Source organism: Bacillus seohaeanensis (assembly GCF_042684945.1).
Taxonomy (GTDB): Bacteria; Bacillota; Bacilli; order Bacillales; family Bacillaceae_B; genus Rossellomorea; species Rossellomorea seohaeanensis.
In genome coordinates this window covers 1,257,819-1,275,189 of record NZ_JBHUMF010000031.1, presented here as the reverse complement: position 1 = coordinate 1,275,189, position 17,371 = coordinate 1,257,819, and the positions used below count along the sequence as shown (strand labels likewise).

At 37.0% G+C, this 17,371-nt stretch carries 17 protein-coding genes and 1 other annotated feature; all 17 genes read left to right on the top strand.

Translation table 11 applies throughout. The annotated features are described in order from the left end of the window. The first annotated feature begins 27 nt into the window (after window positions 1-27). The 17 genes from ftsA to pyrR all read left to right on the top strand — a co-directional run bounded on the left by ftsA (window position 28) and on the right by pyrR (window position 17,192). Window positions 28-1,326, top strand: a complete 1,299-nt coding sequence (gene ftsA / locus ACFSUL_RS19425) for a cell division protein FtsA (RefSeq protein ID WP_377937640.1) — start codon at window positions 28-30, stop codon at window positions 1,324-1,326. Between the two features lie 41 nt (window positions 1,327-1,367). Further along, a complete protein-coding gene (ftsZ, locus tag ACFSUL_RS19420) occupies window positions 1,368-2,525 on the top strand; it encodes a cell division protein FtsZ (RefSeq protein ID WP_377937638.1) in 1,158 nt (385 codons plus the stop codon). Window positions 2,526-2,906: 381 nt separating this feature from the next. Continuing rightward, window positions 2,907-3,833, top strand: coding sequence for a sigma-E processing peptidase SpoIIGA (gene spoIIGA / locus ACFSUL_RS19415; RefSeq protein ID WP_377937636.1), 927 nt, complete (start codon window positions 2,907-2,909; stop codon window positions 3,831-3,833). Between the two features lie 55 nt (window positions 3,834-3,888). Next, window positions 3,889-4,608 (top strand): RNA polymerase sporulation sigma factor SigE, encoded by a 720-nt coding sequence (sigE, locus tag ACFSUL_RS19410; RefSeq protein ID WP_071412904.1) that lies wholly within the window; start codon window positions 3,889-3,891, stop codon window positions 4,606-4,608. Between the two features lie 420 nt (window positions 4,609-5,028). Next, on the top strand, window positions 5,029-5,805 hold the full coding sequence (gene sigG / locus ACFSUL_RS19405) for an RNA polymerase sporulation sigma factor SigG (protein WP_377937633.1): 777 nt from the start codon (window positions 5,029-5,031) through the stop codon (window positions 5,803-5,805). A 496-nt stretch (window positions 5,806-6,301) separates the two neighbouring features. After that, window positions 6,302-6,583: a YlmC/YmxH family sporulation protein gene (locus ACFSUL_RS19400; protein ID WP_071412902.1), complete on the top strand. Its 282-nt coding sequence runs from the start codon at window positions 6,302-6,304 to the stop codon at window positions 6,581-6,583. Window positions 6,584-6,895: 312 nt separating this feature from the next. Continuing rightward, window positions 6,896-7,717: a peptidoglycan editing factor PgeF gene (gene pgeF / locus ACFSUL_RS19395; protein ID WP_377937630.1), complete on the top strand. Its 822-nt coding sequence runs from the start codon at window positions 6,896-6,898 to the stop codon at window positions 7,715-7,717. A 6-nt stretch (window positions 7,718-7,723) separates the two neighbouring features. Next, entirely contained in the window at window positions 7,724-8,398 is a 675-nt protein-coding gene (locus ACFSUL_RS19390; RefSeq protein WP_377937628.1) for a YggS family pyridoxal phosphate-dependent enzyme, read from the top strand. A 17-nt stretch (window positions 8,399-8,415) separates the two neighbouring features. Continuing rightward, complete coding sequence (locus tag ACFSUL_RS19385) at window positions 8,416-8,874, top strand: cell division protein SepF (RefSeq protein ID WP_377937626.1); 459 nt, start codon at window positions 8,416-8,418, stop codon at window positions 8,872-8,874. An 8-nt stretch (window positions 8,875-8,882) separates the two neighbouring features. Next, window positions 8,883-9,146: a YggT family protein gene (locus ACFSUL_RS19380; RefSeq protein ID WP_071412898.1), complete on the top strand. Its 264-nt coding sequence runs from the start codon at window positions 8,883-8,885 to the stop codon at window positions 9,144-9,146. A 73-nt stretch (window positions 9,147-9,219) separates the two neighbouring features. Further along, window positions 9,220-9,996: a YlmH family RNA-binding protein gene (locus ACFSUL_RS19375; RefSeq protein WP_377937624.1), complete on the top strand. Its 777-nt coding sequence runs from the start codon at window positions 9,220-9,222 to the stop codon at window positions 9,994-9,996. Between the two features lie 240 nt (window positions 9,997-10,236). Next, window positions 10,237-10,752, top strand: a complete 516-nt coding sequence (locus tag ACFSUL_RS19370; RefSeq protein WP_071412896.1) for a DivIVA domain-containing protein — start codon at window positions 10,237-10,239, stop codon at window positions 10,750-10,752. Window positions 10,753-10,798: 46 nt separating this feature from the next. Beyond that, window positions 10,799-11,051 (top strand) — a binding site (T-box leader). A gap of 172 nt (window positions 11,052-11,223) precedes the next feature. After that, window positions 11,224-13,995, top strand: a complete 2,772-nt coding sequence (ileS, locus tag ACFSUL_RS19365; RefSeq protein WP_377937621.1) for an isoleucine--tRNA ligase — start codon at window positions 11,224-11,226, stop codon at window positions 13,993-13,995. Between the two features lie 226 nt (window positions 13,996-14,221). After that, window positions 14,222-14,509, top strand: a complete 288-nt coding sequence (locus tag ACFSUL_RS19360; RefSeq protein WP_377937619.1) for a hypothetical protein — start codon at window positions 14,222-14,224, stop codon at window positions 14,507-14,509. A 441-nt stretch (window positions 14,510-14,950) separates the two neighbouring features. Then, the gene (gene lspA, locus ACFSUL_RS19355) at window positions 14,951-15,424 is read left to right on the top strand and encodes a signal peptidase II (RefSeq protein WP_377937617.1); all 474 of its coding nucleotides are present in this window, start codon (window positions 14,951-14,953) and stop codon (window positions 15,422-15,424) included. An 81-nt stretch (window positions 15,425-15,505) separates the two neighbouring features. Next, window positions 15,506-16,417 carry an RluA family pseudouridine synthase gene (locus tag ACFSUL_RS19350; protein ID WP_377937615.1) on the top strand — a complete coding sequence of 304 codons (912 nt, stop codon included), beginning with the start codon at window positions 15,506-15,508 and terminating at the stop codon, window positions 16,415-16,417. Between the two features lie 226 nt (window positions 16,418-16,643). After that, the gene (pyrR, locus tag ACFSUL_RS19345; protein WP_377937613.1) at window positions 16,644-17,192 is read left to right on the top strand and encodes a bifunctional pyr operon transcriptional regulator/uracil phosphoribosyltransferase PyrR; all 549 of its coding nucleotides are present in this window, start codon (window positions 16,644-16,646) and stop codon (window positions 17,190-17,192) included. Window positions 17,193-17,371 lie beyond the last annotated feature (179 nt).

Below are 17,371 nucleotides of genomic sequence, written 5' to 3'. Positions count from 1 at the left end.
TAGTTATTTTTAAGGAGGTGCCATAGATTGAACAGCAATGAAATATTTGTCAGCCTTGACATCGGTACATCCACAGTAAAAGTAATCATTGGCGAAATGGGTCAAGATTCTCTTAATATTATCGGTGTAGGAAATGTGAAATCTGAGGGGATTAAAAAAGGTTCAATTGTAGATATAGACGAGACAGTACAAACAATTAAGCGGGCAGTGGAGCAGGCCGAACGTATGGTGGGTATGAACATCAATCAAGTTATTGTTGGAATTACAGGGAATCATGTTATGCTTCAATCTTGTCATGGAGTGGTTGCTGTATCTAGTGAAAACCGTGAAATAACGGATGAAGATGTGACTCGAGTTATGGATGCAGCCCAAGTGGTTTCTATTCCACCTGAAAGGGAGATAATCAATGTGATTCCACGTCAATTTATTGTTGATGGACTAGATGAGATTACTGATCCTCGTGGAATGATTGGTGTTCGTCTTGAAATGGAAGGAACGATAATAACCGGTTCTAAGACTATTTTACATAATACTTTAAGGTGCGTAGAAAAAGCTGGTTTAGAGATAGTAGATATTATCCTTCAACCACTGGCGGCAGGAACTATAGCCTTGTCTAAGGATGAGCAAAGTCTTGGCTCAGCTCTAGTAGACATTGGTGGTGGTTCTACTACTATCGCTGTTTTTGAACAAGGGCATTTAAAAGCAACTTCCGTTTTGCCAGTTGGTGGCGAGCACATTACAAAGGACTTATCAATCGGACTTCGGACTTCTACTGAGGATGCCGAAAAAATAAAAACGAAATATGGACATGCCTTTTACGACCATGCTTCTGAAGATGAGGTATTTAGCGTTCCAATTATCGGAAGTGATCAACATCAACAATTTAATCAATTGGAAATCTCTGATATTATAGAAGCTAGATTAGAAGAAATATTAGACTTGATTCAACATGAGCTTGGAAGAATGGGTATAAATGACCTTCCTGGAGGGTATGTGCTCACTGGTGGTGTCGCAAATATTCCAGGTGTGCTAGAATTAGCACAACTAGTATTCCAAAATCGAGTCAGGGTAGCTATTCCAGATTACATTGGCGTTCGTGAGCCTCAATACACTACTGCTGTAGGGTTGATAAAATATGCTCATAAAAATGCTAGATTGCAGGGGAGAAGTGTTAGTTCATCCCCTTCACCTAAAGAATTGAACGAGGCACGTCCAGCAAAACCTGATAATCAAAAAACACAACAAGTGAAAGTGAAAGAAGAAAAGCCAGAAGAAGAAAAAACTATGTCAAAAGTTAAAAAGTTCTTTGGATACTTTTTTGAGTAGATTCAAAAAGGCTAGGATTCGTTGAAATAGGAGGATTTGTCATGTTGGAGTTTGATACAAATTTAGATTCATTAGCCACTATAAAAGTTATTGGTGTCGGTGGCGGTGGAAATAACGCTGTTAACCGAATGATTGAACATGGTGTGCAAGGCGTTGAATTTATCGCAGTAAATACAGATGCCCAAGCATTAAACTTATCTAAAGCGGAAATAAAAATGCAAATTGGTGCGAAATTAACACGTGGATTAGGTGCCGGTGCCAATCCAGAAGTAGGAAAAAAAGCTGCAGAGGAAAGCAAGGAACAAATTGAAGAAGCACTAAAGGGTGCAGATATGGTATTTGTTACAGCCGGAATGGGTGGAGGAACTGGTACAGGTGCAGCACCTGTTATTGCTCAAATTGCCCGCGACCTTGGAGCGTTAACTGTTGGGGTAGTTACTCGTCCTTTCACTTTTGAAGGTAGAAAGCGTTCATCTCAAGCAGGTGGCGGAATTGGTTCAATGAAAGAAGCGGTTGATACACTTATTGTAATACCAAATGACCGTTTGTTGGAAATTGTTGATAAAAGCACTCCAATGTTAGAAGCATTTCGTGAGGCAGATAATGTATTGCGACAAGGTGTGCAAGGTATCTCTGATTTGATTGCAACTCCAGGTCTAATCAACCTTGACTTTGCAGATGTTAAAACGATTATGTCTAATAAAGGTTCAGCTCTTATGGGTATCGGTGTTGCTTCTGGTGAAAACAGAGCTGCAGAGGCAGCTAAAAAAGCAGTTTCCAGTCCTTTATTAGAAACATCAATTGATGGTGCACAAGGCGTTTTGATGAATATTACAGGCGGTTCAAACTTGAGCCTTTATGAAGTTCAGGAAGCTGCTGATATTGTAGCATCAGCTTCCGATCAAGATGTAAACATGATTTTTGGTTCTGTTATTAACGATAACTTAAAGGATGAAATTGTTGTTACTGTTATTGCGACTGGCTTCAGTGAGGAAGTACTTCAAACAACAAAACAGCCGCAAAGATCTTTCGGTGGATTAAAACAAAATCCAGCACCTAGTAACAATCAACCAACTGTTAAACGTGAACCAAAAATAGAAGAGCCGAAAAGAGAAGAGCCACAGCGAAATACTGGGCAAGGTGCGGAGGAAACATTAGATATTCCTACATTCCTGCGTAATCGAAATCGTCGTCGTTAATAAAAAGCTTCATAAGTGGGGTTAACAAAAAGTGCCTATCTCCTTCTTCAGAAGGAGATAGGCACTTTTCTTTGGCTCTAAAACGCCCTATTCTCGTCAAGAGGGAGGTACCTTTTTCATCCGCTCCTTTTAATCATTAGAAAAAAGATTACTTCTAATATATAAAATCTCTTATTCTACCTTTTAATTCATTGAACTCCTTCTCTTATTCACTCTGAAATACATGTTTTTTCACAAAAACCCTAAAAAGCTTTGACAAAATTCGTTTTAAACTACAAAAAGTTCTCTTGTTTTGCTTACAGGAAATGACACACTTCAAAAGGGGATGTACGATATACTTCACATAATAGTTAAAAGGAAATTTCAAAAGGAGGGGAGTTATTGACATTATATTTGGATGTCATTTGGCTGTTGAATTTGTTTGTCGACAGCATATTATTGTGGCTAACAGGTTTGTTTTTAAAACGTCAATTATCCCTTTGGAGAGTTGCCCTTGGCGGATTAGTTGGATCTCTCATTATATTAATATCATTTTCACCATATGCATATATAAGTGGACATCCTCTAATCAAACTTTTATTTTCTGTAATCATGATCTATATTGCATTTGGATATAGGCGATTAAGATATTTTACTACGAATCTACTAATGTTCTACTTTACGACATTTTTAACTGGCGGTATTATCATTGGAACCCACTATTTTATTGGATTTGATCCAAGTGCGGAGTCTTCTATTGTTTTGGCTAGTATTCGTGGGTTTGGTGATCCGATTAGCTGGATATTTGTCATGTTTGCCTTGCCACTTAGTTGGTACTTTTCTAATGGAAGAATCAAAAGTATTAAAACAGTAAAAATTCAATATGATCAACTTGTTGATGTAGTAATAAGCTTAGATAATACAATATTAAAATTTCGTGGACTAATAGACAGTGGAAATCAGTTGCAAGATCCTATAACAAAACAACCTGTCATGATTGTTTCGACAAAAGGTTTAGAAAATAAATTACCTCAAAGTATATTAGCTCTTTCAACAGACGTAGCGGATTTATTTACCGAAGGAAATGTGTTTGATACTGCATGGTCGGATCGTATGAAATTTATTCCTGCTCAATCAGTAGGAAGAAAAAGCCAGCTTTTAGCGGCAATTAAACCTGATGCAATTATTCTGCATCAAGGTGGAGTGGAATGGCAGGTTTCAAATGGACTGATTGTTTTTCGAGCAGAGTCGTTATCCGCTGATAATAGCTTTCAAGCAATTGTACACCCAAAGATGATGGCGGAAAAACCTATACAGCACGTTTCCTAGTGCGAGTTATTATAACTATACTCACATTTAAAGAAAAATAGAAGGGGGAGCAATAATGAAAAACTTTCGTCTCAAATTTCTTTACTACTGGTACAAATTATTAATCAAACTTGGTTTGAAAACAGATGAGATTTATTACATTGGAGGAAGTGAAGCACTTCCACCTCCATTATCTAAGGAAGAAGAAGCGGTATTACTACAAAAATTACCTAAGGGTGACAAGGCAGCCCGGTCATTATTAATCGAACGAAACCTTAGGCTTGTTGTGTATATCGCAAGGAAATTCGAAAATACGGGAATAAATATTGAGGATTTAATTAGTATAGGGACAATTGGCTTAATAAAAGCGGTAAACACGTTTAATCCAGAGAAAAAAATAAAGCTTGCGACGTATGCATCTCGCTGTATTGAAAATGAAATTTTGATGTATCTTCGTCGAAATAATAAAATTCGGTCAGAAGTGTCGTTTGATGAACCATTGAATATTGATTGGGATGGAAATGAATTATTATTATCCGATGTTCTCGGAACAGACGATGATATAATTACAAAGGATTTAGAAGCGACGGTCGATAAAAAATTACTATTTAAAGCTTTAACGGAACTTACAGACAGAGAAAAACAAATTATGGAGCTTCGGTTTGGTCTTGTTGATGGGGAAGAAAAGACACAAAAAGATGTGGCTGATATGCTAGGTATTTCACAATCTTACATATCACGTCTTGAGAAACGGATTATTAAGAGGTTAAAGAAGGAATTTAATAAAATGGTTTAGTATCTTTTTATTTTCTTTATCCCGAATTAACGGGCAGTAACCCCCTGTTGATTGAGGTTTCGCTTTAGGAATCATGCATAATTGCCAAGTTGTTAAAAATAACTAGGAGCAAATGAACTTCATTTGCTCCTAGTTATTTTTCTTTATTTAAAAGCACTCCAGTATAGTAACGATTCTTTCTTATTTTTTTGTTTAAGGGTCTATTGAAGAACAGTAGAGTTTGAATTATCTATATAACACACCTTGGTTTCATACACTTGAAATTTTTCATCCAACAAAAAATTTTTTTACGAAAAAACTCGATTTAATATAGGTTTTCCCGACTTTTACTTTATTAGGTTAAAGTATCATTATGCATATTTTTCCTTCCTGCGGAGATAATGAATTTTGTACAGCAGCTCCTACAAGGAGGGGAAAGAATTGACACGAAATAAAGTTGAAATTTGTGGTGTAGATACGTCTAAATTACCTGTGCTAAAGAACGAAAAGATGAGAGAACTTTTTAAAAACATGCAGGCAGGTGATATTTCTGCAAGAGAAGAATTGGTGAATGGGAATTTACGCCTCGTTCTAAGTGTTATTCAACGGTTCAATAATCGTGGTGAATTTGTAGATGACTTATTTCAGGTAGGGTGTATTGGTTTAATGAAATCTATTGATAATTTTGACTTAAGCCAAAATGTCCGCTTCTCTACATATGCTGTTCCAATGATTATTGGTGAAATTCGACGCTATTTACGAGATAACAATCCTATTCGTGTTTCACGGTCACTTCGGGATATTGCTTACAAAGCTTTACAAGTTAGAGAAAGGCTCATGGGGAAGACATCAAAGGAGCCCACTGCTGAGGAGATTGCAAAAGAGCTTGATGTTACTCATGAAGAAGTTGTATTTGCTCTTGATGCAATTCAAGACCCTGTCTCATTATTTGAACCGATTTATAACGACGGGGGTGATCCAATTTTCGTGATGGATCAGTTAAGTGATGAAAAGAATCGTGACTTTCATTGGATTGAAGAGATCGCACTCCAAGAAGGGATGCGGCGTTTGAATGACAGGGAGAAACTTATTATTCGAAAACGTTTCTTTCAGGGAAAAACCCAAATGGAAGTGGCTGAAGAAATCGGGATATCACAAGCACAAGTTTCTCGCTTAGAAAAAGCAGCCATTAAACACATGAATAAAAATATACAATAGGAAAAGCGGAAGCGGTTTGTTCAGGCCCGACAAGCATAAGACAAGCATCCCAGAAAGGCGTTTTGTGCCTTTTTGGGATGAGTGTCTTATGACCTCGAGGGGCTAACCGCTGGAGCTGGACAATAGGAAAAGCGGAAGCGGTTTGTTCAGGCCCGACAAGCATAAGACAAGCATCCCAGAAAGGCGTTTTGTGCCTTTTTGGGATGAGTGTCTTATGACCTCGAGGGGCTAACCGCTGGAGCTAGACAATAGGAAAAGCGGAAGCGGTTTGTTCAGCTCACGAAGAAATAGGGATTACGCTTTAAAGGCGCCTTTTGCCTTTAAAGCGTAATCAGCAGACAATAGAAAATTATGATCAAATTTTTATTACTTATTTGCATTTCTAATACCATAAAATTGAAAAAAGAAAGGCGACCCCTTGTGAATCATGAACAAGGGGTCTGCCTTTCTTTTTTTTGCATATAATTTAGTAAGAACACTGAAATGAGGGTGAATAATGGTACGAATTTCAGAATTTCAAATAAAAGATGTTGTCAGTATTTCGGATGGCAGAAAGTTAGGTAATATTGGCGATATTGAAATTAACTTGAACACTGGTCGAATTGAAGCAATTGTTATCGGAGGCGGTGGGAAGCTACTTGGTTTTTTTGGTAGAGATGAGGATGTTGTCATTCCTTGGAGTAATATTGTGAAAATTGGAGAAGACGTTATTTTAGTGCGCTTTAAAGAAAGTCACTATATGCAAGGGCAATTACAAGAACCAAAAGAATCAGGATAAGAAAAGTCTGTCACATCTAACCGCTATATCCGGACAAAAAGCAAAGTGGAAGCGGTTTGAACGAAGGAACTCACTTATTCTGCATAGAGGCAAAAGAAAGGGGGATGTTCCCCTTTCTAATTTTTAAAATGGTGATTTACTCACACTTTTAAAAAAGTGGTCATTTCTGTAGGGGACTGACACCATAAGTAATCAAGCAGATACTAAGTATAAAAAAGATCTCAAGCCTCTAACCGTAAGAACTAGACAATTTCATTGTGTCGAATGCTAATGCTCTATGGTAAACTAAAGAAAACGAAAAGGAGACTTAAATTGTCGAAAGAACCATTTATCAAAGAACAGGAACTTGTTTTTAACCTTGAGTTATGGACGCAGCGATATCCAAAATTGGTCGCAGGATTTACTACTAAAAATGGAGGGAATAGTAATTCTGTTTTTCATTCTTTGAACATGGGCCTACATGTTGGTGACACTGTAAAAGCAGTTGTTGAAAACAGGGAAAAGCTTGCTTCGTTAATCGAAATTCCTTTAACCAAGTGGGTGTGTGCAGAACAGACACATAATGATAATATCTATGTAGTTACGAGTGAAGACCACGGAAAAGGAACAGTAGATTATACTAGTAGTATTAAAGATACTGACGGATTCATTACGATTAATAAAGGTACATTGCTTACGATGTGTTATGCTGACTGTGTACCGCTCTATTTCTTTGATACAAAATTGAATATACTGGGGCTCGCACATGCTGGGTGGAAAGGTTCTGTTGCTGAAATAGGACCGAAAATGATAAGAGAAATTATTCGGTTAGGTTCGGATATAAATGATATTGAAGTTGTTATCGGGCCGTCTATTTGCGAAAAATGTTATACTGTAGATAATCGTGTAATAGACAAAGTGGAAAAAATACTAGATGATGAACGTGAAAAACCATATAATTTAAAGGAAAGAGGACAATACAGTCTAGATTTAAAAATGTTAAATTCTCTTCTTTTGAAAAAAGCGGGTGTTCTTTCTAGTAATATCTTCACATCAGGTTATTGTTCTTCTTGTGATGATCAACAGTTCTATTCTTATCGAAGAGACGAAGGGAAAACTGGAAGAATGATGAGTTTTATCGGCTGGAAGGAGTAATATTTCATGAAAGTGATAGATAAACTTAAATCTGTTAAAGAAAACGTTAGAATTGCTTGCGAGCGTTCAGGCAGAAATGTGGATGAAGTTAATATTGTTGCAGTTACGAAATATGTTTCTAATGAAAGAGCGCAAGAAGCTCTAGAAGCGGGTCTTGTACATCTGGGGGAAAATAGAGATGTAGGATTGTTAGAAAAGAGGGACAATATTAGCCAAGAAGCGGTTTGGCACTTCATCGGAACATTGCAGTCGCGAAAAGTGAAAAACATCATTCATAAAGTGTCGTACATACACTCATTAGATCGGCTTTCAGTAGCAAGCGAAATAAATAAACGAGCGGACAAGCCTGTTTCATGTTTTGTCCAAGTAAATGTTTCTGGAGAAGAATCAAAACATGGTTTAACTCCACAGGAAGTAAAGGCATTTTTGGAAGATTTAACGAAATTTGAAAAAGTTAAAGTAGTTGGACTTATGACGATGGCTCCGCACTCAGATGATGAAGAGATGCTTAGAAGCTGCTTTAGAAAATTAAAGACGTTACAACAAGAGATACAAGAAATGGCTCTCCATAATGCCCCGTGTACAGAGTTGTCAATGGGAATGTCTAATGATTATATGATTGCTATAGAAGAAGGGTCAACTTTTATCCGTATCGGAACTGCATTAGTTGGAGAGGACTGAAGGGAGGATTATTCCGAATGGGGATTAAAACGAAGTTAAAAACATTCTTTTTGTTGGACGAGGATGAATATGAATACGAGGAAGATAGTTATGACGATAGTTATAAAGAAGAGAATGAGGAGCAAAAGCAAATGAAATCACAGCCTCCATCTAATACAAAACAAAATGTAGTCAGTCTCCAAAGTGTCCAAAAATCTTCAAAAATGATGCTAGTCGAACCAAGGGTGTATGCAGAAGCGCAAGAGATTGCCGACCATTTGAAAAATAGGAAATCTGTTGTTGTTAATCTGCAACGTATTCAGCACGATCAAGCAAAGCGGATAGTCGATTTTTTAAGCGGAACTGTTTATGCTATTGGTGGAGACATTCAACGAGTAGGAATGGATATATTCCTATGTACTCCTGATAATGTTGAAGTCAGTGGAAATATATCAGACTTTCTGAAAGAGGAAGATCTACAGGATTCGAGGTGGTAATGTAAAACATGGGTATTGTATTTCAAATTTTATTTCAAGTAATCGAGATTTATTCTTGGGCATTGATCATCTATATATTGATGTCTTGGTTTCCAAATGCAAGAGAGACAGCGATTGGTCAATTTTTGGCACGTATTTGTGAGCCATATTTAGAGCCGTTCCGTCGATTTGTTCCGCCGCTTGGTATGATTGATATTTCGCCAATTGTCGCATTTATTGTATTAAACCTTGCATCATCAGGTTTGCGCCAAGTAGCTTTTTGGTTGCTATAGGATAAAAAAAGCTGGTTCAATACGGAATCAGCTTTTTTATCTTTACTTTTCAAGTGTAAGAGAGGTAAGAGAAATGAGTTCTATTTATCAGCATTTCAGGAAAGATGAAAAGGAGTTTGTCGATGCAGTTCTTCAGTGGAAGCAATCTGTCCGAGATCAATATGCTCCGATGTTGACAGACTTTTTAGATCCAAGACAGCAATTTATTGTCCAGTCGTTAATCGGAGGGCAAGATGATATCAATTTGCATTTTTATCCTTTTGAGTCTTCCATCGAAAGGAGAAGAGCTGTTATATGCCCCGATTATTTTGTACCCCAAGAAGAAGATTTTAAAGTAAAAACCTATGAAATAGACTACCCAGTAAAGTTTGTAACGATACAACACCCTGAAGTTTTAGGTTCTTTAATGTCTATAGGCTTAAAAAGAGAGAAGTTTGGGGATATTATAAAAAATGATTCAAGGGTTCAATTGTATTTGGCAGAAGAAATAAGTGAGTACGTTAAAATGGAATTACAACAAATAGGAAAAACGAAAATAAAGCTAAAGCAAATACTTAAATCAGATCGAATTTCATCAGAAGAAGTTTGGAATGAGAAAACGACAACTGTTAGCTCTTTAAGGCTTGATGTGTTACTCTCTTCTATTTATAATATTTCCAGGCAAAAAGCCCAAGCTCTTATTAATGGAGGCGTTGTTAAGGTGAATTGGAAACTAGTGGAGAATACCTCTTTTGAACTTCAAGAAGGGGATGTTATTTCTGCTAGAGGCTATGGAAGAAGTAAGGTATTAGCAGTTGAAGGTAGAACAAAAAAAGAAAAATGGAGAATTTCTGTAGGAGTTTTAAAATAATTTAGGAATTTTTGAAGGAATTAGCACACAAACTGTCGAAATTTTAGTTATAATAAAGTGAAACTTCAATCAGTGGGCTTTCTTCCATTCTTCACAGATTGTTAGTTAAGTCAATCGAGCATTTACCAATAGTTGTCTTCTGCCGAAAGGATACCTTTATAATTTAAGTCTTAAGGGGAAGGTTTACTGTGCATAAATGCGAGGTAAAAGATAAATCAGTAGAGTTCTGGAGGTGGCATCATGTCTTTAACGCCATTAGACATACATAACAAAGAGTTTAGTCGTGGCTTTCGTGGTTATGATGAGGATGAAGTTAATGAATTTTTAGATCAAATTATTAAGGATTATGAAATTCTAATTCGTGAAAAAAAAGAACTAGAAGAACATTTAAATTCTATGAACGAAAGACTAGGACATTTTACAAATATTGAGGAAACGCTAAACAAATCTATCGTCATAGCTCAAGAAGCAGGAGAAGAAGTAAAACGAAATGCAAGTAAAGAGGCAAAGCTTATCATTAAAGAGGCAGAGAAAAATGCAGATCGAATTGTCAACGAATCACTTTCTAAAGCAAGAAAAGTTGCATTGGAAATTGAAGAATTGAAAAAACAATCAAAAGTTTTCCGAACTCGTTTTAAAATGCTTATTGAAGCACAACTTGATTTATTGGATAATGATGATTGGGATAATTTAATGGAATTTGAAATGGATGCAACGGAATTGAAATCACTTCAAGAAGAAGATACATTAACTTGACGAATTTCTAATACATTCATATAATAAAAAACAACAAATGATCTTTTTAATGGCTGTGACAGGGACAGTACGCTTTTTTAGTTAGATATATTCCTTTTCAAAGCGAACCGGGGATGGTGAAAGCCCGGAAAAAGGAAAAGAAGCGGAATATCACCCTTGAGCTCTAATCTCCAAATTCCTAAAAGGGTTAGTAGAGATTAGCGTGTACATTCGCGTTATGAATGTTCGAGTGAGGATACTGTCTTCTTGGCAATGTCTTTATGAGGGTGGTACCGCGGGAAAGCTTTCTCGTCCCTTTTTGGGATGAGGAAGCTTTTTTATTTTTTCAAAAAGGTTTCTTTTAGATAGTTATTCGAACAAAACCATCTAAAAGCCCTGCAAGCGTCTAACAAATGATGCTAAAGCGTTTTGTTTAAAAAACGTGTTATTTAGAAAAGATGCAATGTAAGTAGCTAAAAGGAGGATACTTCAGTGGAGTATAAAGAAACGTTATTAATGCCAAAAACAGAATTTCCAATGAGAGGGAATTTACCTAAACGCGAGCCTAATAGGCAGGCAAAATGGGAAGAAATGAACATTTATGAAAAAGTACAAGAAAGAACAAAAGGAAGACCCCTTTTTGTCTTACATGATGGACCTCCATATGCAAACGGAAATATCCATATGGGCCACGCTTTGAATAAAATCTTAAAAGACTTCATTGTTCGTTATAAATCAATGAGTGGATATCATGCACCTTACGTGCCTGGTTGGGATACGCATGGGTTACCAATCGAGCAAGCCTTAACGAATAAAGGTGTAAAGCGTAAAGAGATGACGGTTGCTGAATTTCGTAAGCTTTGTGAAAAATATGCTTATGAACAAATTGACAACCAACGTGTGCAATTTAAACAATTAGGTGTTCGTGGTGACTGGGAAAATCCTTATATTACGTTAAAGCCTGAATATGAAGCAGAACAAATTAAAGTATTCGGGCAAATGGCAAATAAAGGTTATATCTATAAAGGGAAAAAGCCTGTGTATTGGTCACCATCAAGTGAGTCTGCATTAGCGGAAGCTGAAATTGAGTATCAAGATAAGCGTTCTCCATCCATCTATGTCAGTTTCGCTGTAAAAGAAGGGAATGGCGTTCTAGAGGAAGGGACAAAAATTGTTATTTGGACAACAACTCCATGGACGATTCCAGCTAACTTAGCAATTGCTGTTCATCAGGATTTATCTTATGTAGTAGTAAATGTTAACAATGAAAAATTTGTTGTTGCTGAAGATCTGCTTGAAGATGTAGCTGAAGTTGTGGAATGGGAGGATTATTCTGTAGAAAAGACGGTTAAAGGTGCCGATTTAGAAAGAATCGTTGCGAAACATCCTTTATATGAAAGAGATTCTCTTGTTATTTTAGGTGACCACGTTACTACTGACTCCGGTACTGGTTGTGTTCATACAGCTCCAGGACATGGGGAAGATGACTTTATCGTAGGAAAACAATACGGTCTTGATGTTTTGTGTCCTGTAGATGAAAAAGGTATTATGACATCCGAAGCTCCAGGATTTGAAGGGGAGTTTTATGATAAAGCAAACAAACCGATTACACAAAAATTGGAGGAAGTTGGAGCTCTTCTTAAATTAAATTTTATTACACACTCCTATCCTCATGATTGGCGTACAAAAAAACCTATTATCTTTAGAGCTACTGCACAATGGTTTGCTTCTATTGATAAATTTAGAGATGAACTATTGAAAGCTGTACAGGACACAAAATGGGTTCCAAGCTGGGGAGAAACTCGTCTTTATAATATGGTTCGTGACCGTGGTGATTGGTGTATTTCTAGACAACGTGCCTGGGGTGTTCCAATTCCTGTATTTTATGCTGAAAACGGTGAAGAAATTATTACAGAAGAGACAATCGAACATGTATCAAAACTTTTCCGTGAGCATGGTTCAAATATCTGGTTTGAAAAAGAAGCTGTGGATTTACTTCCAGAAGGATTTACACATGAGGGCAGCCCAAATGGTAAATTCACAAAAGAAGAAGATATTATGGACGTTTGGTTCGACAGTGGCTCTTCACATCAAGCAGTTTTAGAACAAAGAGAAGACTTAGCTCGTCCGGCAGATCTGTACTTAGAAGGTTCCGATCAATACCGCGGCTGGTTTAACTCATCATTAACAACAGGTGTTGCTGTAACAGGGAAAGCTCCTTATAAAGGAGTTTTAAGTCACGGTTTTGCTCTTGATGGGCAAGGGAGAAAAATGAGTAAATCTTTAGGGAATGTTGTTGTACCGGAAAAGGTTATGAAACAACTTGGTGCTGACATTTTAAGACTTTGGGTAGCTTCCGTTGACTTCCAAGCAGATGTACGTGTATCAGACGCAATTTTAAAACAAGTAGCAGAAGTTTACCGTAAAATTCGTAATACGTATCGTTTCTTACTAGGGAATCTTTCTGATTTTGATCCGACGGCAGATGCAATCGATTATGATCAATTACGAGAAGTAGACCAATTTATGCTTGTAAGATTAAATGATCTTGTAAAAAGTGTGAACAATGCGTATGATCGATACGAATTTGCAAGTATTTACCATGCGGTTAATAATTTCTGTACATTGGACTTAAGCTCTTTCTATTTAGACTTTGCGAAAGATGTCCTTTATATTGAATCAAAAAATAATTTTGAACGACGTGCAATGCAGACGGTTCTATATGAAAGCCTTGTAACGTTAACCAAGCTGATGAGTCCAATTCTTTCGCATACAGCAGACGAAGTTTGGGAGCATATTGCAGGTGTTAAAGAAGAAAGTGCCCAATTAACAGATATGCCTAAGTATCAAGAACTTCCGCACGCGGAGGAATTAAAAAATAAATGGGGAGCATTCCTAAACCTTCGAGATGATGTTTTAAAAGCATTAGAAGAAGCGCGGAATGAAAAGGTTATTGGTAAGTCTTTAACAGCAAAAGTATCCCTTTATGTAAATGATGACACAAAACAATTGTTAGACTCCATTTCTGAAGATCTTAAGCAGCTGTTTATCGTGTCAGCTTTTGAAGTAGGAGGAAAAGTTGAGAATGCACCTGAGAACGCCTTGAAACTTGGTCCTAATGCGATTGTAGTCGAAAAGGCAGAAGGTGAAACATGCGAACGCTGTTGGGTTGTGACGGAGACAGTTGGTGAGGATAGTGATCATCCGACACTATGTACTAGATGTGCTAGTGTCGTGAAAGAAAGTTATTCCCATCTATCCTAATATAAAGTATGGAACTAATTTGTGAAGGGAAGACAAGTATTTCCGGGAAAATAGGGAGAGGAAACTTAATCTCAACTATTTTTTTAAAAAGGACTTTGACGCTCTAGCTCATTGAAATGATAGAAGTATTAGCCCTAGAGAAAAAATAATCTCTGGGGCTTTTTCTATATCTTTCTTCGTAATTTCTTGGTCAGACTCACCATACTAAGTATATGGAGGGATAAAGATGGCAGTTAACCAATATGAAAACATCATTCAAGAACTGGAATTAACCTTGAAAGAGCTGGAGAATAGTCAATCGGAAAATCCCATAGTCGGACAGTGTATACAAGAAGAAAAAAAGGACGTACAGCAAGCATTACACAAAGTTAAAACGAAGTCATTTGGATATTGTGAGTTGAGTGGAGAAGAGATTCCTTTTGAATTTATTAAAATAAACCCTACTATACAAAACATGGATCAAGTAAATGAGTGGCTCCGTTACGGAAAGAAACAATGGACTACTAATTATTAAATTTTAAAAATAGGCTGTTTTCGTAAAGGTTGTTGTTTTTTAACGAAAAACTAAGTTTAACCCCCTGAGATGATTGGAGCGGAGGGCACTTGGCTCCTGCAGGAAGAGAGGGAAAGGGAGAAGACGCCACGGGCGAAGTGTATGTCTAGCTCACTGTGAAAAAAGATAAAATTCCTAAAAGGCAAAGGACGCCCTTAGGTAATTTTCTTTGCGAGCTGGACAGGCTGCTTTCGCTTTTACAGGAGGCCCTTATTCTCCCCCAAAGGAGTCTAGTGCCCGTAGCAGAAAGCCAACGGGCAGAATCTATAAGTAAAACAACAATCTGTGAGAAAAGAGCCTAAAAATACAAGGCAGCCCATTAGTAGTCTTAGTGTCTTTATTTGCGATATTATGCTAAAATGCTAAAGTAATCATATCTCACTGTAACGGGGGTTGCCTGTATTGTTTTATTATTTTATTGCTGGATTTGTAATTATTTTGGATCAATTAACTAAATGGTTGGTTGTCCGCAATATGACAGAAGGAGAAAGTATACAAATTGTCGATAATTTTCTTTATTTAACATCGCATCGGAATCGGGGTGCCGCCTGGGGGATATTAGAAGGACAAATGTGGTTTTTCTATATAATTACGATTATTGTTGTTATCGGCATCGTTTACTATATGCAAAAGCATGCAAAAGGAAAAATATTATTCAGTGTTAGTTTGGCATTCATGCTTGGTGGAGCAATTGGGAATTTTATTGATAGAGTATTAAGAAAAGAAGTTGTTGATTTCTTAAATACATACATTTTTAATTACGATTTCCCAATTTTTAATATTGCAGATGCTGCACTGACCGTTGGGGTCGTGCTTCTATTGATTTACATGTTTTTTGATGAAATAAAAGAAAAAAAAGCAAAGAATGCTTCGTGAAAAAACTAGGATAACATCAGTTATATTGTGACAAAAATAGCTTGCATCTATTTAAATAGGAGCAAAACAAGGAGAAATAACATGGAAGTTGTACAGTATATTGTTAAGGAAGACGAAAAAAGTGGAAGAATAGACAAGATTGTAAGTGGGATTGAAAAGGAATGGTCTCGCACATTAGTTCAGCAATGGATAAAAGAAGGGCATGTTAAAGTTAATGATAGCGCAGTAAAATCTAATTATAAATGTGCTATTGGAGACGTTTTAACCATTACCATTCCAGAACCGGAAGAATTAGATGTGGAACCGGAAGACATGAATCTTGATATTCGCTACGAAGATCAGGATGTGGTCGTAGTAAATAAACCAAAAGGCATGGTTGTTCACCCTGCTCCTGGTCACTATTCAGGGACACTGGTTAATGGTCTTATGCATGAGTGCAAAGATCTATCAGGAATTAATGGCGTGTTAAGACCAGGAATTGTCCACAGAATTGATAAAGACACTTCTGGTTTACTAATGGTGGCAAAAAACGACCTCTCACATGAGAAACTCGTAAATCAGCTTGTTGCGAAAACAGTAACTCGTCGCTATACGGCAATTGTTCATGGAGTGATTCCTCATGATCATGGAACAATTGATGCACCAATCGGTCGTGATACAAAAGATAGGCAAAGTATGACGGTTGTTGATAATGGGAAAAATGCTGTTACTCATTTTAAAGTTCTGGACAGATATAAGGACTTTTCGCTTGTCGAATGTGAATTGGAAACGGGGCGAACCCATCAAATCCGTGTTCATATGAAGTATATTGGTTTTCCACTAGCTGGTGACCCGAAATATGGCCCAAGAAAAACATTAGATCTTAACGGACAAGCTTTACATGCGGGGGTTCTAGGGTTTATTCATCCAAGAACAGATGAATATATGGAATTCACAGCCGAATTGCCAGAAGAAATGAACCAGCTTATTAGCCAATTAGAAAAAAGCCGTTGACAAAAAAGAGTAGAGAATGTACTATTAACTTAATCAAATAAGCAACCTTTAATACAGTCCCGTGAGGCTGAGAAGGAGTAACAGCACAGCAATTATCGGTGTGCATCGGATTTAACGATAAGTGTACCCTCTCATCTAAACGGTGAGAGGGATTTTTTATTAAGAGAAAAGTAAAAGCGGCTTGAACCGCTGGAAATAGATAACGCTAAAATGTGGGGTGACTACAATGACTCAAAAAGCAATTGTACTCGATCAACCTGCAATTCGAAGAGCTTTAACAAGGATTGCCCATGAAATTATCGAGCGAAATAAAGGAATTGAAAACTGCGTATTAGTTGGCATTAAAACAAGAGGAATTTATATTGCGGAGCGTCTTGCAGAAAGAATTAATGATATTGAAGGCGAGCAAATTCCGGTAGGAGAGTTAGACATTACTCTTTACAGAGATGATTTAACAACGAAAACAGCTACAAAAGAACCAGAAGTCAAAGGGTCTGATCTGCCTGTTGATATTACAGGTAAAAAAGTTATCTTAGTGGATGATGTATTATTTACAGGAAGAACTGTAAGAGCAGGTCTTGATGCAATAATGGATATAGGAAGACCAAGTCAAATTCAATTGGCAGTTCTAGTGGATAGAGGACATCGAGAACTACCTGTTCGGGCTGATTTCGTAGGGAAAAATATTCCGACTTCTAGCCACGAAAAAATTATGGTAGAGCTGTCTGAAGTAGATAAAGAAGAAGACAAAGTAACGATTCACGAAAATAAATAAAGATTTTCCTTTTAAGTGTAGTCCAGAGAGGCTGTCAAAAGGGTCAATAGGTTGAGATATAGTATACACTTAACCCCTACCCTCTTTGTACCCTTTTTGGACGCATCGAGGGTTTTTTTTATACAAAATAGAAATGAGTATTAAAAATCTAATCCGAAAACAATTGAAAATTATGCATT

Excerpts from the sequence above, each read along its gene's own strand:
- ftsZ (WP_377937638.1), top strand. The coding sequence starts at position 1,368 with ATGTTGGAGTTTGATACAAATTTAGATTCATTAGCCACTATAAAAGTT.
- sigE (WP_071412904.1), top strand. The coding sequence starts at position 3,889 with ATGAAAAACTTTCGTCTCAAATTTCTTTACTACTGGTACAAATTATTA.
- ACFSUL_RS19400 (WP_071412902.1), top strand. The coding sequence starts at position 6,302 with ATGGTACGAATTTCAGAATTTCAAATAAAAGATGTTGTCAGTATTTCG.
- ACFSUL_RS19390 (WP_377937628.1), top strand. The coding sequence starts at position 7,724 with ATGAAAGTGATAGATAAACTTAAATCTGTTAAAGAAAACGTTAGAATT.
- ACFSUL_RS19385 (WP_377937626.1), top strand. The coding sequence starts at position 8,416 with ATGGGGATTAAAACGAAGTTAAAAACATTCTTTTTGTTGGACGAGGAT.
- ACFSUL_RS19380 (WP_071412898.1), top strand. The coding sequence starts at position 8,883 with ATGGGTATTGTATTTCAAATTTTATTTCAAGTAATCGAGATTTATTCT.
- ACFSUL_RS19375 (WP_377937624.1), top strand. The coding sequence starts at position 9,220 with ATGAGTTCTATTTATCAGCATTTCAGGAAAGATGAAAAGGAGTTTGTC.
- ACFSUL_RS19370 (WP_071412896.1), top strand. The coding sequence starts at position 10,237 with ATGTCTTTAACGCCATTAGACATACATAACAAAGAGTTTAGTCGTGGC.
- ACFSUL_RS19360 (WP_377937619.1), top strand. The coding sequence starts at position 14,222 with ATGGCAGTTAACCAATATGAAAACATCATTCAAGAACTGGAATTAACC.
- ACFSUL_RS19350 (WP_377937615.1), top strand. The coding sequence starts at position 15,506 with ATGGAAGTTGTACAGTATATTGTTAAGGAAGACGAAAAAAGTGGAAGA.
- pyrR (WP_377937613.1), top strand. The coding sequence starts at position 16,644 with ATGACTCAAAAAGCAATTGTACTCGATCAACCTGCAATTCGAAGAGCT.